This is a genomic window from Hymenobacter miniatus (assembly GCF_016427455.1).
GTDB lineage: Bacteria > Bacteroidota > Bacteroidia > Cytophagales > Hymenobacteraceae > Hymenobacter > Hymenobacter armeniacus.
The window spans coordinates 1-16,300 of the sequence record NZ_JAELXR010000021.1 but is presented as its reverse complement, the minus strand read 5'-3'; the positions used below and the strand labels follow the sequence as shown (position 1 = coordinate 16,300).

At 62.6% G+C, this 16,300-nt stretch carries 15 protein-coding genes; 11 read left to right on the top strand and 4 right to left on the bottom strand.

The features are described from left to right. The first annotated feature begins 19 nt into the window (after positions 1-19). Positions 20-364, top strand: coding sequence for a tRNA-binding protein (locus tag JAO73_RS21910; protein WP_198979477.1), 345 nt, complete (start codon positions 20-22; stop codon positions 362-364). On the opposite strand, the gene JAO73_RS21905 is transcribed toward JAO73_RS21910, so the two are convergent. Continuing rightward, positions 357-788, bottom strand: a complete 432-nt coding sequence (locus JAO73_RS21905; protein ID WP_198979475.1) for a DUF4296 domain-containing protein — start codon at positions 786-788, stop codon at positions 357-359. The two genes, JAO73_RS21910 and JAO73_RS21905, sit on opposite strands and share 8 nt — an antisense overlap. Before the next feature lie 180 nt (positions 789-968). Here JAO73_RS21905 and JAO73_RS21900 point away from each other — a divergent pair, with 180 nt between their 5' ends. The 10 genes from JAO73_RS21900 to JAO73_RS21855 all read left to right on the top strand — a co-directional run bounded on the left by JAO73_RS21900 (position 969) and on the right by JAO73_RS21855 (position 13,436). After that, positions 969-1,859, top strand: a complete 891-nt coding sequence (locus tag JAO73_RS21900; RefSeq protein ID WP_190921922.1) for a DUF58 domain-containing protein — start codon at positions 969-971, stop codon at positions 1,857-1,859. A gap of 52 nt (positions 1,860-1,911) precedes the next feature. After that, the gene (locus tag JAO73_RS21895; RefSeq protein ID WP_198979474.1) at positions 1,912-2,799 is read left to right on the top strand and encodes a hypothetical protein; all 888 of its coding nucleotides are present in this window, start codon (positions 1,912-1,914) and stop codon (positions 2,797-2,799) included. Between the two features lie 230 nt (positions 2,800-3,029). After that, a complete protein-coding gene (locus tag JAO73_RS21890; protein WP_223827415.1) occupies positions 3,030-4,052 on the top strand; it encodes a vWA domain-containing protein in 1,023 nt (340 codons plus the stop codon). A 94-nt stretch (positions 4,053-4,146) separates the two neighbouring features. Then, positions 4,147-4,815 (top strand): YggS family pyridoxal phosphate-dependent enzyme, encoded by a 669-nt coding sequence (locus JAO73_RS21885; protein WP_198979472.1) that lies wholly within the window; start codon positions 4,147-4,149, stop codon positions 4,813-4,815. 115 nt (positions 4,816-4,930) lie between these two features. After that, a complete protein-coding gene (locus JAO73_RS21880) occupies positions 4,931-6,094 on the top strand; it encodes a lysophospholipid acyltransferase family protein (RefSeq protein ID WP_198979463.1) in 1,164 nt (387 codons plus the stop codon). 139 nt (positions 6,095-6,233) lie between these two features. Then, the gene (locus JAO73_RS21875; RefSeq protein WP_198979456.1) at positions 6,234-7,217 is read left to right on the top strand and encodes an alpha/beta hydrolase; all 984 of its coding nucleotides are present in this window, start codon (positions 6,234-6,236) and stop codon (positions 7,215-7,217) included. Positions 7,218-7,459: 242 nt separating this feature from the next. Then, positions 7,460-7,945, top strand: a complete 486-nt coding sequence (locus JAO73_RS21870) for a phasin family protein (RefSeq protein ID WP_198979454.1) — start codon at positions 7,460-7,462, stop codon at positions 7,943-7,945. Between the two features lie 116 nt (positions 7,946-8,061). Beyond that, complete coding sequence (locus JAO73_RS21865) at positions 8,062-9,744, top strand: ABC1 kinase family protein (protein WP_198979451.1); 1,683 nt, start codon at positions 8,062-8,064, stop codon at positions 9,742-9,744. A 259-nt stretch (positions 9,745-10,003) separates the two neighbouring features. Then, positions 10,004-11,089 (top strand): coiled-coil domain-containing protein, encoded by a 1,086-nt coding sequence (locus tag JAO73_RS21860; RefSeq protein ID WP_198979449.1) that lies wholly within the window; start codon positions 10,004-10,006, stop codon positions 11,087-11,089. A 244-nt stretch (positions 11,090-11,333) separates the two neighbouring features. Beyond that, the gene (locus JAO73_RS21855) at positions 11,334-13,436 is read left to right on the top strand and encodes a hypothetical protein (protein ID WP_198979447.1); all 2,103 of its coding nucleotides are present in this window, start codon (positions 11,334-11,336) and stop codon (positions 13,434-13,436) included. 8 nt (positions 13,437-13,444) lie between these two features. Here JAO73_RS21855 and JAO73_RS21850 read toward each other — a convergent pair whose 3' ends face one another. From JAO73_RS21850 to JAO73_RS21840, 3 genes are all read right to left on the bottom strand, one after another. Beyond that, the gene (locus tag JAO73_RS21850; RefSeq protein ID WP_198979445.1) at positions 13,445-14,002 is read right to left on the bottom strand and encodes a hypothetical protein; all 558 of its coding nucleotides are present in this window, start codon (positions 14,000-14,002) and stop codon (positions 13,445-13,447) included. Between the two features lie 83 nt (positions 14,003-14,085). Next, on the bottom strand, positions 14,086-15,822 hold the full coding sequence (locus JAO73_RS21845) for a phospho-sugar mutase (RefSeq protein ID WP_198979443.1): 1,737 nt from the start codon (positions 15,820-15,822) through the stop codon (positions 14,086-14,088). A gap of 120 nt (positions 15,823-15,942) precedes the next feature. Next, the coding region (locus JAO73_RS21840) for a T9SS type A sorting domain-containing protein (RefSeq protein ID WP_198979441.1) at positions 15,943-16,300 on the bottom strand (358 nt) is incomplete at its 5' end.

Here is a 16,300-nt window from a genome sequence, read left to right as displayed (position 1 = left end):
TTTGCATAACCGTTTTAAGATGCCTGCATCCGATTTAACCTGGGCCGAATTTGAGCGCGTGGACCTGCGCGTGGGCACCATCCTCGAGGCTCGCCCTTTTCCGGAGGCGCGCCGGCCGGCCTACCAGCTGCTCATCGACTTCGGCCCGGAAATCGGCCTGAAAAAGTCCAGCGCTCAAATCACCCACCACTACACGCCCGATACCCTGGTGGGCCGGCAAGTGCAGGCCGTAGTCAATTTTCCGCCCAAGCAGATAGGGAAATTTCGCTCCGAAGTGCTGGTGACGGGTTTTGCCGATGCCGACGGGCACATTGTGCTGGCCGCCGTGGCCGGCCCCGTGCCCAACGGCAGCCGCCTTATTTAGCCAGCGAGGCCGCGTTTTCGGGCAGGGCCTGGGTGGCAGGGGCCACGGGGCCCACTTTGGCGGGTTCCAGCTTTTCGGTTCGCTTGTTCAGCGTGTCGATGACGGCGCCGTAAATTTCGGACAGGTCCTTGCCGTGGATGCCGTAGTAGCGGTAGCTGCGCTGAAACGCCGAATCGGTTACCTCGCGGTTCCAGAGCAGGGCCTTGTGCTGGGCCTGGTACAGGGCGCGGGCTGAGTCTTGCGGCAGCCGGCTGTTTTCGACGCGCGCTTCGAGCACGTGCAGGTCGGCCAGCAGGCGTATCATTTGGTCTTTGGGCAACAGGTCGGCGGGCTTGGTCGGCTCTTCGGGGCGCTGGCAGCCGGGGCTGGCCAGCAGGAGCGGGGCCAGCAGCAGGCCCAGGCAGCGACGGCAGAAGGTTTTCACGGGCGCAAAGTTACGCCCGCGCCGTAGCTTCGCGGAAGGTTGACAGACTCAGCGGACGTCCTGCGCATCTGGCGTCCGCGCAGTCGAAGCAGCTCTAGCGCAGCAGTGGGTGAGGCATTGCGCGGCAGAGATGCTTCGGCTGCGCGCCGCATAACCTTTTATGCCTCCTTCCGGCCCCCTATGACCACCCCTCTCACCGACCTGGTGCGCCGCCTGCGCCACCTCGAAATCCGCATCCGCAAGGCGGTGGAGGCCCAGCTGCAGGGCGATTTCCACTCCGTGTTCAAGGGCACGGGCCTGGAATTCGACGACGTGCGCCTGTACCAGTACGGCGACGAAGTGCGCGCCATCGACTGGGCCGTGTCGAGCAAGGGCCACGGCACCTTCGTCAAAACCTACAAGGAGGAAAAGGAGCAGCAGGTGCTGGTGCTGCTCGACGTGAGCGCCTCCCTGGACGTGGGCGACGGCCAGCGCCGTAAGCTCGACGTGGCCCGCGACATTGCCGGGCTGCTGGCGCTGTCGGCGGCGCGGCAGGGCTCGGCCCTGGGCCTGTTTGCGTTTTCCGACCAGAAAGAGTTGTATTTGCCGCCGGCCAAAGGCTCGCGGGCCGTGTATGCGCTCATCAACCGGCTGTTTTCGCTGGTGCCGGCCTCGCGGGGCACGGGCGTGGGCGCGGGCATCCGCCAGGCGCTGGGCCTGCTGAAGCGCCGCAGCCTGGTGGTGCTGATTTCGGACTTCATCGACGGCAGCTACGAGCGCGAGCTCACCATGCTGGCCCAGCGCCACGACCTGATAGTGGTGCAGCTGCGCGCCCCGCGCGAACGCCGTTTTCCGGCCCTGGGCATCATTCCGCTGCGCGACGCCGAAACCGGCCAGGTGCGCTGGGTCAACACCTCGTCGTCGGATTTTCGGGCCAGCATCGAGTCGGTGGCCGACCGCCAGGAGGCCGAGCTGGTGAACCTGTGCCGCCGCACCCGCACCGGCTTCCTGGCCCTGAGCACCGAAGGCGACTTCGTGCCGCAGCTCGTGAACTTGTTTCGCCACCGCCAACAGTCCGGTCGCCGTGGGTAAAGATTTTCAGTTCTCGAGAAGGGGCAGGCCGTCGTGCTTCGCGGCGCTTGGCATGATGGCATTCTCGGCATTCAGCACCGTTGTAATGGCCCAAACCGCGCCCTTGGCTGCACCCGAAGGCCGTTTTCTGAAGCAAACCGTGCGGGTGGGCGAGCCCTTGGACTACGAGCTGCGCTATGAGCACGCCCCCGACCTGGAAGTGGTGTTCCCGGACTCGCTGGCCCGCTTCGCGCCGTTTGAGTACGTGGGCAAAACCTATTTCCCCACGCGCACCCGCCGCGGCCGCAGCCTCGACCGCACCGTGTACCACCTGCGCACCTTCCGTCTCGATTCGGTGCAAACCCTGGCCCTGCCGGTGGCCGTGCTGCAAGGCGACGATACGCTGAGCGTGCTGCCCCCGCCCAGCCGCGTGCGCCTGCGCCGCACCGCGCCCGTGGCCACGGGCCAGCAGCTGCCGGCCTTGCGCCAAAACCTGGCGCTGGTGCCCGTGGAGCCGGTGTTTAATTATCCTTACTGGATTGCGGGGGCCTTGGCGGTGTTTCTGCTGCTGGCGGGCAGCGCGGCGCTGTTTCGGCGGCCCCTCACGCGGCGCTACCAAGCCTACAAGCTGCGCAAAAACCACGGCTACTTCCTGGCGCAGTTTGCGCGCCACGTCGAGCGGTTCGACTTGTCGCGCTCGGCTACCAACGTGGAGCGCGCCGTGGTGCTCTGGAAAAACTACCTCGCCGGCCTCGAAAACAGCGGCCTGAACTCCTTCACCACCCGCGAAATCGTGGCCTATTTCGAAAACGACGCCGACGTGCGCAAAGCCCTCACGGCCACCGACAAAGTGATTTACGGCAATCTGCAAAGTGAAGACGCCAAGGAGGTAGACCGCGCGTTTCAGCGCCTGCGGGGCTTTGCCGAGCGCCGGTACGCCTCGGTGGCCCAGGTAGGGTAGGCGAGATGGGGGCACCTCACGTGCGCCTCACCCCCTGACCCCCTCTCCTCAGGGAGAGGGGGCACCGGCAATGCGTGGACGTCTGGCTCCCCCTCTCCCTTGGGAGAGGGGGCCGGGGGGTGAGGCGAACGTGAGGCGCCCCGCCAGAACGAAGCAAGCCAGCTGCTTTGCGGCGCGCTGCTGCTGTTCTGGCGGCATGACGTTCTTTTGCGGTTCGTATTATATTTCAATTGAACGACCTATTCAACCTTTTGCGCTACGCCACGCTGGCCAGCTACCAGTGGCAGCAGCCGCGCTTGCTGCTGCTCATGCTGGCCGTGCCGCTGCTGTTTGGGCTGCGGCGGGTGCTGGCGCGGCGCCGGCCGCGGGTGGGCGTGGCCTTTGCGCCCGGCGCGCGCCCGCGCGACTGGTCGGCGGCGCTGCGCTTTTTGCCCGATGTATTGCTGGGGTTTGCCCTGTGCTTTGGCATTGTGGCGCTGGCCCGGCCGCAGCGCACCGATGAGCGCGTGGAGCAGTCGGGCCGCGGCATCGACCTGGTGCTGGCCCTCGACGTGTCGGGCTCGATGGAAATTGAAGACCTGCGCCCCAACCGCCTCGAAGCCGCCAAGCGCATTGCCGCTGACTTCCTCAAAACCCGCGTGGGCGACCGCCTGGCCCTAGTGGCGTTTGCGGGCGATGCCTATTCACTGGCCCCCCTCACCACCGACTACGACCTGCTGCGCGAAGACCTGAGTGGCCTGAAAGTGGGCATGATAGCCAACGACGGCACCGCCATTGGCACGGCGCTGGGCGTGGCCACCAACCGCCTGCGCGAGTCCACGGCGCGCTCGCGGGTGTGCATCCTGCTTTCCGACGGCGAAAACAACGCCGGCAGCCTCGACCCGCTGCTGGCCGCGCAGCTGGCGCACGCTTTCGGCATCCGCATCTACACCATCGGGCTGGGCAAAGACGGTTTCGTGCCCTACGGCAAGGGCCCCGATGGCCAGCAGCGCTACGTGCAAACCCGCCTCGACGAAACCACCATGCGCCAGTTGGCCTCGGCCGCCGAAGGGCGGTTTTTTCGGGCCACCGACACGGCCGGGCTGCGCGAGGTGTTCAACCAAATCAACCGGCTCGAAAAGTCGGAAATCAAGCAGCTCCGCTTCCGCAACACCAAAGACTTCTACCGGCCCTACCTGTGGCTAAGCATCGCGCTGTGGCTGGCCTGGCTGGCCCTGAAAAGCACGTTTCTGAGCAATCCGCTGGAAGACTAAAAATTAGTGAGCAGTTAACAGTTAACAGTGAGCAGTGTCGCCCCGTCTGCTGTTGAATTGTTCACTGTTAACTGCTCACTGTTAACTGAAAAATATGTCCATCGCCGATAACATTCACCGCATCGACGCCGAATTAGCCGGCACCGCCGCTCGCCTCTGCGTCGTCACCAAAACGCACCCCGTCGAAAAGCTGCAGGAGGCATACGACGCCGGCGCCCGCTGCTTTGGCGAAAATCGGCCCCAGGAAATGGCCGCCAAGCAGCCCCAGCTGCCCGCCGACGTGGAGTGGCACCTCATCGGCCAGCTGCAAACCAACAAGGTGAAGCTGCTGGCGCCCTTCGTGCACACCATCCAAAGCATCGACAGCTTGAAGCTGCTGCGGGAAATCGACAAGCACGCGGCCGCCAACAGCCGCACCATCAGCGGCCTGCTGCAATTTCACATCGCGCAGGAAGAAACCAAATCGGGCCTGACGCTGCCGGAAGCCGAGGAACTACTCAAATCAGAAGAGTACAAGCAGCTGCGGCACGTGCGCCTGACCGGCGTGATGGGCGTGGCCACCTTCACCTCCGACGAGGCCCGGCTGCGGCAGGAGTTTCGGGAGCTGCGCGGCTACTTCGAGCGCCTGAAAGCCGCGTATTTTGCCTCTGAGCCCGCATTTCGCGAAATATCCATGGGCATGAGCGGCGACTACCGGCTGGCGGTGGAGGAGGGGAGCACCCTGGTGCGCGTGGGCAGCGCCATTTTTGGCAGCCGGGGCTAGCCGTGTCCCCAAGCCGCAACCCTCTCCGCCGGCTGCCGGAAACCACGCCGGCGCAAGCGCAGCGGTAGAAATTCTCCTATCTTCCGTCCTCCGACTGCTGCCTTAATTCCCCCCAATGTCCACCGCTACCTCGTCTTCGCTGCCCCCGCCGGCCATTGCGGCCAACCAGCACATCTACGACGACTACTTTGAGGAAGACTTCACCCGGACGGTGGACGACAACATTCTGCAGCTGCTCGACCGCGTGTGGTTTCGCTCCGAGCTGGTGGGGTTCGAGAACTTTCCGCAGCGCAACCGCCCCGACCGGCCCCTGATTTTTGCCTCCAACCACTCGGGCATGGCTTTCCCCTGGGACGCCATGGTGGCGCTGTCGCACCTGTTTCGGCAGCTGCCCAAAACCAGCTCGCTCAGCGACTTGCCGCGCCCGCTCTCGGCCCCGCTGCTTTCGCAAACGGCCCTGATGAACCCCTACCTGGTGAAAGACTTCTGGAAGAAATGCGGCTGCGTGGACGCCACGACGCTGAATTTCGAAACCATGATGTACTACCAGGACCACAACCTGATGCTGTACCCCGAGGGCGTGCCCGGCATCGGCAAAGGGTTCAACCGCAAGTACCAGCTGCAGCGCCTGGCCACCAGCATGGTGCGCCTGAGCCTGCAGCACGGCACCGACATCGTGCCCTTCTACACCATCAACGCCGAATACCTGAATCCCTACGCCTACAGCTGGGATTGGGTCAACAACCTGACCAAGAAAATCGGCATCCCGTTTTTGCCGCTCACGCTGCTGCTGCTGCTGGTGCTGGTGCAGCCCTGGGCATTTTACCTGGCGTTTCCGGCCAAGCTCATCTTCGTGATGGGCACCCGCATCCGTCCTTCTGACCTCACCGCCAAAACCACCGACGAGCTCACCCGCGAGGAGTACCTGGCCCTGAGCGAGCAAATCCGTCAGCAGATGCAGGCCGAAATGAACGCCGCCGTGCTGGCCCACGGCCAAAAGCCCTACCGCTGGGGCGAATTGTGGCAGCGCATCAAGGAAAACCGCCGGTTCTTCCCGTTTTTCCTGCCTTTCGCCTGGCCCGCCATGTTCACCGAATTTGAACGGCTGTACGTGAAAGAGGGCAAGCGCAATTTTCGGATGAAACTCGACCAGCCCGGCGCCTGGTTGCGTATGCTGTGGCGTAACCCCATCACGCTGGCCTACTTCGTGCCTTTGCTCGGCTGGATTCCGCTGGCCATCAAAGGCTACCGCGGCAATAAGCTCGGACAAAAACCGTGAGTTATTTGCCCCATGTAGAGACGCATACTTGCGTCTCATCGTTGAACGATAACCGACTTGCGACTCCCGACCTGCGCTGCCGCCGAGACGCCAATATGCGTTTCTACGCTACCTATTATCCCCTCCCAAATCCCACCCAATGCCCTCGTTTCAGCACTTGCTGCTCAAGCAGTTCCTTACTGCGGCGGCCGCCCCATTAGCCCGCCGCAAGCCCAGCGTGGGCGCCATGCGCCTGGCCATGGAAGCCGGTTCGCTCTTCCAGTTTATGCCCTGGCACGTGCATATGGATAGCTTGAAGCTGGACAACCGCCTGGAAGCCGAGTGGCTGCGGCCGCGCGGCGCGCACCCCACGCGCGTGCTGCTCTACCTGCACGGCGGCGGCTACGTGCTGGGCTCGCTCAACACCCACCGCAGCCTGGTGGGGAGCCTGGCCCAGCGCAGCGGGCTCAACGTGCTCACCATCAACTACCGGAAGGCGCCCGACCACCCGTTTCCGGCGGCGCTCGACGATGCCAAGCGCGCCTACCGCTGGCTGCTGCGCCACGGCCACCAGCCGCACGACATTGCGGTGGCCGGCGACTCGGCCGGGGGAGGGCTAGCTTTGGCGCTGCTGCTGGCGCTGCGCAACGCCGGCGAGGCCCTGCCCGCCGCCGGCGTCGGCCTCTCGCCCTGGACCGACCTCAACCTGCCCATCACGGCCCTGCGCCGGGTAGCCCGCGAGGAAGGCCTGCTGCTCGAAGCCTTGCAAATGCGCACCTGGGGCCCACTCTACGCCCGCAAAACGCCGCTCACGCACCCGCTGCTCTCGCCGCTGCAAGCCGACTTGCACGGGTTGCCGCCGCTGCTCATCCAGGTGTCCACGGCCGAAGTGCTGTACGACGACGCCCTGCGGTTTGCCGACAAAGCCCGGGCCGCGGGCGTGCCCGTCACGCTGCAGCCCTTTGATGGGCTGGTGCATTGGTGGCACTTGTTCTGGCGCATCGTGCCGGAAGCCCGCCAGGCGCTCGACCAGGTAGCCAGCTTTCTGGAGAAAACATGGGCCGCGCCCGAAGCCGAAAACAGCGCCACCGGCGGGCGCAGCCGCACCTTGCGCCCGCAGCCGCGCCGCCGGCTGGCGGCCTAGGCAGCGAGGAGCCCGCGGCGCATTATCAGCAGCCGGAACAGGGCTGAATGAGAAAAAATAGCACTCAGCTAAATGATTTTGAGCACTTTTGCAGAAATACGGCGTACAAGACTCAACTATATTGCAGAGTGTTCGTAGGTTTGCACCAGAAATACTCGGCTTGCATACTACTTGTGGCCGTCAACTCGTTTTCCCTCAGTTGCTTCGCGTTTAACCCTTTCACTTCAATCCCCTTCAACCCCATGGAAGATTTGTTTAAAAAGTTCGTCAATGCCGGCGTCGGCTACATTGCTCAGGGCAGCAAGACGTTGCAATCCACCATTGAGAAGCTGGTGAAGGACAACAAGATGACCCAGGAGGAAGGCAAAAAAATCATCGACGACCTGATGAAGAGCGGCGAAACCAAGCGCGCCGAACTCGAAAAGCAGTTTCAGGGCCTGGCCGAGCGCGTGAAAAGCACCGTGGGCCTCGGCGACTCCAAGTCGAAAGCCAAGCCCGCCGCCAAAAAGCCGGCCGCTAAATCGGCTTCGGCCGCCAAGCCGGCCAGCAGCGCCACGGCCAAAGCCGCTGGCGCCACCAAAAAGGCGGCCGACAAGGTGAGCGCCGCCGCTGGCTCGGCGCAGAAATCGGCCGCGGCCAAAGCCGGTGCGGCCGCCAAGCCGGCCGCGAAGAAGCCGGCCGCCAAAAAGCCCGCCGCGGCTTCGACCAACGGCGAAGGCCAGGCGTAAGCTCGTCGGTTAAATTTTGACAAAAGCCCCGTTTGCGTTTCGTGAACGGGGTTTTTCGTTGCTAATCCGGCGCTGGCCCGAGGAGCGGCCGGCCCAAAGCGCTACATTCGCTGTCGATGTTCAAAAACACGATTTCTAACCTGTCCCGGATTCGGCAAGTGGCCGAGGTGCTGCTGCGCTACGGCTTCGAAGATGTGGTGACCACCACGCCGCTGCGCCGCCTCGTGAGCCAGAGCCGCCGCCTCAACTGGCAGCGCGCCGACCGGCAGGTGTTCGAAACCACGCGCTGGGAGCGGGTGCGCCTCATCATTGAGGAACTGGGGCCCACGTTCATCAAGCTGGCCCAGGCCATGAGCAACCGCGCCGACCTGCTGCCCGAAGCGCTGATTGACGAGTTTGAGAAGCTGCAAAGCAACGTGCCGCCCTTTGAAACGGCCGTGGCCCGCCAGATTATTGAGGAAGAGCTGGGCCGGCCGATTACGGAGGTATTCAGCGAGTTCGACGACACCACGCTGGGCTCGGCCAGCATTGGGCAGGTGCATCGGGCGCGGCTGCTCACGGGCGAGGAAGTGGTGGTGAAGGTGCAGCGCCCCGGCGTGCGCGAAAAAGTGCGCTCCGACCTGGCCTTGCTGCACGAGCTGGTGCGCCTGACCAGCGGCTTCCTGCAAAAGCAGGGCCTGGCCAACCCGCAGGACATTGTGGATGCCTTTGAGCGCAGCATGAGCAAGGAGCTGGACTATACCGCCGAAGCCCGCTCGATGGAGCAGTTTCGGAAGCTCTACGCCGACTACACCACGTTCTACATCCCGAAGCCGTTTCGGGAGCTGAGCACGGCCCGCATCCTGGTGATTGAGTTCGTGAGCGGCTGCAAAATCACCGACAAGGCCCAGCTGCAGGACTGGGGCCTGAGCCCCGAAGCCGTGGCCGAAAACGGCATGGACATCTACCTGACGCAGATTTTTGAGTTTGGGGTGTTCCACGCCGACCCGCACCCCGGCAACGTGCTGGTGCGGCCCGACGGCACGGTGGTGCTCATCGACTTTGGCATGGTGGGCCGCCTCACCAAGCAGCAGAAGTACGCGTTTGCGGGCGTGTTCATCGGCATGGCGCGGCAGGACGCGCGCAGCATGGCGCTCAACTTCCGCCGCCTGGCCCTCACGGCCGAGATACCCGACATGCGCGCGTTCGAGTCCGATTTGAGCCAGCTCATTGAAGATTTCGCCACGCTCGACGTGAAGGAAATGAGCATGAGCGACCTGGCCGACGCGCTCCAAACGGTCATTTACAACTACAAGCTGCAGGTGCCGGGCGCAGTGTTCCTCATTCTGCGGGCGCTGGTGATTCTCGAGGGCATCGGCAAAGTGTTGCACCCCAGCTTCAACACCTTTGAGTTTGTGCGGCCTTACGGGGCCAAGATTATTCGGGAGCAGTACTCGCGGCAAAACCTGCTCAGCGAGGCCGAATACACGGGCACGCAGCTGCTGGCCCTGCTGCAGACGCTGCCGTCAGACGTGCGCCAGATTGTGCGCAAAATCAGCAAGGGTGAGCTGCGGCTGAAGTTTGAGCTGGTGGGCTACCAAACCCTGCTGCGCAAAGCCGACCAACTCGTGAGCCGCACCATTCTGGCCTTGCTGAGCGTGGGCGGGCTGCTGTTTTCGGGCCTCTCGCTCCTGGGCCGCTATTCGCCCGACATGCCGTACCACCGCGGTGTGCCCGAAATAACCTGGTGGAGCCTGGGCGCCACGGGGTTTATGCTGCTGATTCTGCTGCTGCTCGGCACCGGCCGGCGGGAGAAATAGGGCCGCTGGCAGTGATGATTTCGTGGGAAAGCTGTCGTTAATCACGCCAGAGGCGGGCTCTTTGCCTCAACATGGAAAGTCCTTTGTTTTTATCAAAATGTGTGGAGTTTATTGCTGATAATTAGTGAATTACTATTGACGAAGCGGTATTCGCTAAAGTCCTGAAAAATGGAATTTAACGTTGCCTGCCGGTTTGCTGGACTTCTACCTTTCCGCCGTCTGTCGCTCATGACAGAATTTAATCCCAGCGGAAACCCCCATGAATACCGTTACCCTCGGAGCAGCCCAGCGCTATTGCGTTACTCTCTTTGCCTGCGCCCTGCTTAGTCCCGGCTTGTCCATCGCCCAAGGGCGCGTCAAAGCGCCCGAGCAGCTCGCAGACGAGACCTACGACACCCAAAAGACCCTCACGGTGGCCGTGACAAAGTTTGGAGAGGCGCGCACCGCGCTGGCGGGCTTCATTCGGCAGCGCGCGGTGCGGGTGCAGAAGCAGGAGGAAACCCCGGAGCAGCTCATTGCCGAGTTTGCGCTGCCCACCCCGTACCTGCTGCCCCTCGATTCGCTGGCCGCGTCGCTGGGCTTTGTGGTCGAAAACAACGTGAATGCCCACGACCTCAGCGGCCGCATCAGCGAGCTGCGGGCCGAAGAAAAGCGCACTGCCGACCAAATAGACGGCATGCAGCAACAGCTGGCCAAAAGTGCCCCCGAAGAACGCACCAGCCTGCGCCGCGACCTAGACCGGGCCACCGAACGCCTCCTGAACGTGCGCGAGCAGCAAGCCAACATTGCCGGCCACGCCCGCCAGGCCTACGTCACGCTGCGGCTGTACGACGAAGTAAGCTTTCCCACCGGCAACCGCCGCGTGAGTTTCGTGAACATGCCGGGCGTGGAATACGCCTACCTGCACCTCGACAACCCCAAGGCGGGCCTCACCAGCCCGGCCTATTCTGGCGTGGCGCTCAAGTACCTCGTCACGCGCGGCAAAAGCTACCTGAACCTGGGCATGTACCGCCCGGTGAGCGGCAACACCGGCGAAGAAGACTTCGTGAACGAGCTGTTTGTCATCAACTTCGGCCAAGACTTTTACCCGCGCAATTTTGGGCGCGGCCGGCGGCGCTATTTCAACCTCTACACCTGCTACCAACTGGGCGGCTTCATCCTGAACCGCAACAATGACCGGGGCACCGAATTCATCCCCAACCTGAACCTGGGCATAGGCGTCGAAATTTTTAAAAGCAAGCACGTGCTGCTCGACACCAAAGCCAGCTACTTTGTGCCGCTGCACGACCACAGCCGGGACCTGCGCGGCGTGCTGGGGCAGGCGGCGTTCAACTTCGTTTTCTGATAGGGAGTAGGGGCAGGTGGGTAGAGACGCGTATTCGCGTCTTGGCGTCGAACGACCGGCGTCTTGACCTGCTACCGCCCGTTTTTGTACTCGCTTCCGCAATTATTTGGCCTTGAAGCATTGTAGCCGCGCCGGGCGGGCCCGACCTTTGCGGCGTGGGCGCCATTTCTGCCCGCGTGCCTACATGTCTGCTTCGTTATTCGGCCGCGTAATTCTTGCCTTTTTTGGTATTTTACTGGGACTGATGCCACGCATTGCCGTGGCCCAAACGGCACCAACGGAACAAATGGTGCTGCGCGAAGCCAGCCTGCGCGCCGACACTGCCACCTATTCGCTCAGCCGCAACACGGTGCTGGTGCAAGGCACGCCAACGCTTTACTTCTGGTTTCGGCGCGACGATGAGACGCTGGAACTGCGCCTGTACCCGGCCAACACCGCCAACGCCAAGCCGCTGCGCCTGCGCCGCACGCCCGACTACCAGCAGCTCGATTCGCTGACGAAAGAAACCGACGGCGCCTTCCGCACCCGGCTCAAGTTTCAGAACCTGACCAGCAGCCAGTTTCTGCGGCTGGTGGTGGAGCAGGCCGCCGACTCGGCCGGGCAGGCGCCGCGCCGGCAGGTGGTGCCGCTGTTGCCGCTGGCCCGCACCACGCTGGCCCTGCGCGTGACGGATAATGAGCTGTTTGTGGGCGAAGAGAAGGTGTTTGAGCTCACCAGCTCCAACCCGCGCAACGTGCACGTGACGGGCGAATGGGTGCGCGGCCCCGAATTCGACTACCGCCTCGTGGCCGAAAGCAACGGCATGCTGCGCCTGCACGTGCTGCCCAACCAGCTGGGCCAGCGCACCCTGCAGCTCAAGCTGCAAACCGAGCGGCCCACGCTGCTGCCCGGCAACAAGCTCAGCTACCAGCTGCCGGTGCTGAAGCAGGAGTTCAACGTGAAAGCCAGCCGCCTGCGCTTCCTCTCGCCCGACCAGCGCAGCGTGACCATGGACGACGTGAGCCGCCGGCGCGGCGTGGAGCTGATACTCGACAACGGCCGCAGCTTCGAGCTGCACCGCACCTACCGCATTGAAGACCAGGAAGAACCGGGCGGGGCGCTCATTGCCGAAATCTACACCCGTCAGTACCTGAGCAACGACCGGGTGCTGTGTTATTTCCGCCCCTACAACACCCACCGCCAAACCGCCGGCTACCTCTACATCAAGGAAAACGACGCCCCGCGCTACCTCACCAACCTCGACATCACGCCCCAAACCGTGATTCGGAACGTGCAGGTGCTGCACCGCGGCGGCGAGTGGACCCCCGGCCTGAGCGTGAGCCCCGGCGAAACCGTGGACGTGCGCCTCGAAGGTGAGGGCCTGCAAAAAGCGCGCGTGTCGTTCGAAGACCTGCCGGTCATTCCTTCCGATTCTTCGGTGCGGACCGACGCGCGGCTGGTGTACCGGGTGCGCGTGCCGGTGAATTTCGACAAGCGCAAGAGCACAATTTACAACCTTGGCCAGCCCACGGGCTATGCGCTCAGCGTGCGTGAGTTTCAGCGGCCGCACCCCCTGGATTTTGTGTCCGTCACCTACGGCGACGCGGCCCGGCAAATCACGAAGCTCAACGGCCCGGTGCTGTACGACGGCACCATTCGCGACGTGGTGTTTCAGTTCAACCCGGCGGGCATCGACAAGGGCGAGCAGCTGTTTGGCAAGCAGTTTCTGAGCTTCGAAATCCGCACCGTGAATGCCAAAGGCGACCTGGTGGAGCTGCGGAATATTGACAACATCGTCATTTGCCCTGGCGACAATTCGCCCCGCGCCGCCTTCTACGCCGACAAGCAGTGCCGCACCGACCCGCTGAGCCTCAACGCCATCCTGAGCCGCAAAACCTACGACCTCGACGAGTGGAGCCGCATCCTGGTCACGGTGAAGCACCAGGCCAGCCAGTACGGCGAACCCGGCTACACCCAAACCGTGGAGCTGGTGCTCAAGCGCCGCTACAAATTCGACATCGACGTGAGCTTCCCGGCCGGCCTGCTCACCCGCAAAGAGAAAGAAGATAAATTTGGCGACCTGGGCGGTATCTCGCTGGCCACGCTGGCGCAATTCAGCTTCTACAGCCCCAACAAAATCAACCGCTTGCGTCCCTACAAAATCGGCGCCGGCTTCGTGGCCCTCAATGCCTTCAACCTAGGCAGCAGCACCGCCAACCGCGACTTGGGCGTCGTCATCCTCGGCTCGGTGTACCCCACGCGGCGTGAGGCCAAATTCACCTTTCCGCTCTATCTCGGCGGCGGCTATTTGCTGGGCACCACCCAGTGGTTTTTCATGCTGGGGCCAGGCATTGGGGTGAGGTTGTAAAAACCTCGTTAATCCAACGACGAAGTTGAAGGTTGTTCCACGTTTTCGATGTGAAGCAACCGGCTTATAGCAACTGCGATTCGCTGTGCTTCTGTGTGGGTTGCGTATGCGGCTACAATGCCAATAGGCGAATCTTTAACACTGAGAAGTACCTGCCAGCTTCTTTCAGTTGCTTTCCATCCAAGGTTAACTGGGTCGGTTGGCTTTGTTGCCACCAGTAGGTTATGCCCTTCCTGATACGGCCTGATAGTGAGGTGTGTAACAAGTGGTAGCGGTTGCCATTTCCCAATATGTAAACCCAGTATCCAGGTATATAGTCGATAGCGTTGTTTATCAGGCTCAAGTGTAAACCCTTCATGGTGAAAAACAACAGCTGAGAAAAATATAACGCTAACCGCTGACGCTATTCCAACAGCTACTGGCAAGGCGTTATCGACCCTATCTGTAAGCAGCGAAAACGATGGGATAAAGGCAGGTAGCCAAATGGCCATGCCTGCGCCAAAACCTTTGTGCCAATGTTCGGATAAAAAGGGCTTGCGAAGTATGCCGTCGTATTGATTTATCATAACAGAATTAATAAGCAGTTTTAAATAAAAAATAGCCCAGTTGCAAAGCTGGGCTATTTTTTATTTAAAACTTGGTACGGACCTTATTGTAATTTCATATCCGCAATAATCGCCTGAATTTTCTCGTGCGCCAGCCGTTGCGCTAGGTCAAAATCCACGGCTGATTTCAGCGGTTGCTTCACGCTGAAATAGAACTTGATTTTGGGCTCGGTGCCGCTGGGGCGGGCCGAGATTTTGCTGCCGTCTTCGGTGAGGAACTGGAGCACGTTGGAGCTTTCCACGCCGGTGTCGGTGGCCAGGCCGGTGCGCAGGTCGTGGATGCGGCCGGTTTTGTAGTCCCGGATTTCCACCACTTTCATCCCGGCGATGGTGGCGGGCGGGTTGGCGCGCAGGCTGGCCATCATTTCCTGGATTTCCTCGGCGCCGCGCTGGCCTTTTTTGGTGAGGGAAATCAGGTCTTCCACGTAGAGGCCGTACTGGGCGTACATCTCCACCATTTCCTGGTAAAGCGTGCGGCCTTTGTCTTTGGCCGCGGCGGCCATTTCGGCCACCAGCGCGCAGGCCGAGATGGCGTCTTTGTCGCGCACAAAATCGCCGATGAGGAAGCCGTAGCTTTCCTCGCCGCCACCGATGTAGGTTTCGCGCCCTTCGAGGTCGCGGATGAGGCCGGCAATGTACTTGAAGCCCGTGAGCGTGCGGTAGCTCTTCACATTGTAGTGGCGGGCAATGTCGCCCAGCACTTCGCTCGTCACGATGGTGTAAACAATGAAGTCCTTCGGCGTGGCCTGGCCGGCGCGGTGGCGGGCGCTCAGCAGGTAGTTGGTGAGCACGGCGGCCGTCTGGTTGCCGTTGAGCAGCACCCACTCGCCCTGGTCGTTTTTCACGCCCACGCCCACGCGGTCGGCGTCGGGGTCGGTGGCCAGCACGATGTCGGCGTTGGTGGCTTTGGCCTGGTCGAGGGCCAGCTGCATGGCGCTTTTCTCCTCCGGGTTCGGCGACTGCACGGTGGGGAAATTGCCGTCGGGCGTGGCCTGGGCCTGCACCACGTTCACGTTGGTGAAGCCAAACTCGCGCAGCAGGCCCGGCACCAGCGTGATGCCCGAGCCGTGGATGGGCGTGTACACGATGTTCAAATCGTGCTGCCGCTGAATGGCCGCGGGGTCGATGCTGAGCTGCTTAGCTTGGGCAAAATACCGGGCGTCCAAATCGGCGCCGATGCTGACGATTTTCGACGGGTCGGCCTGGAATTTTACCTCGCTTGGGCTCGTGATTTTGTTGACTTCGGCGATGATGTTCTGGTCGTGCGGCGCCACTACCTGCGAGCCGTCGTTCCAGTACACTTTGTAGCCGTTGTACTCCTTGGGATTGTGCGAGGCCGTGATGACGCAGCCGCTTTGGCACTCCAGCTCGCGGATGGCGAACGACAGCTCCGGCGTGGGCCGCAGGGCTTCGAAGAGGTACACGATGATGCCGTTGGCCGAGAAAATGCCCGCGGCAATTTCGGCGAAGGCGCGGCTGTTGTTGCGGCTGTCGTGCGCGATGGCGACCTTGATTTGCTGGCCGGGGAAGCTTTGCAGCAAGTAGTTGCACAGGCCCTGCGTGGCCATGCCCAGCGTGTAGCGGTTCATGCGGTTCGAGCCCGGGCCCATGATGCCGCGCAGGCCGCCCGTGCCAAACTCCAGGGTGCGGTAGAAGGCGTCGGTGAGCTGCTCGTCCTGCCCGCTGGCCTGCAGCTGGCGGATGGCGGCCTGAGTGTCGGCGTCGTAATCGGGCGTGAGCCAGGTGTCGATGGTGTGCTGAACTTCGGGGGTGAGGGGCATGGGGAGAAAGAATAGGGATTGGTAAGCCGGAAACGGGCCGTAAAGGAAAGTGTTTTGCCGGAAACGGCATGCCGGTGCCGGGCTCATTTTTCCGGCGCCGGACATCCGGGCCGCGCGGAGCTAGCGAAGCTCGATTTTGCGCGAGAAGCTGCCGGCCGCGGAATTCACCTGCAACACGTACAAGCCCGCTGCCAAGCCCGCCACCGCCAGTTCCTGCGTGGAGCTGCCGGCCGGTAAGCGCCCGTGGGCCACGGCGCGGCCCTGCAGGTCGCGCAACTCCAGGGTGAAGTCGCCGGCGAAACCACCGGCCCGCTCGATGCGCAGCGTGTGGCTGGCGGGGTTGGGCGCCACCGCAAACAAGCTGGCTTGCGCGGTGGCCGCGGCCGTGGGCACGGCCGCGCCCAGCCAGGGGCGCGTGTTCAGGGCATAGAGCCGCGCCGGAACCGTGACAATGGAATTTACCTGCTCATTGGAGATA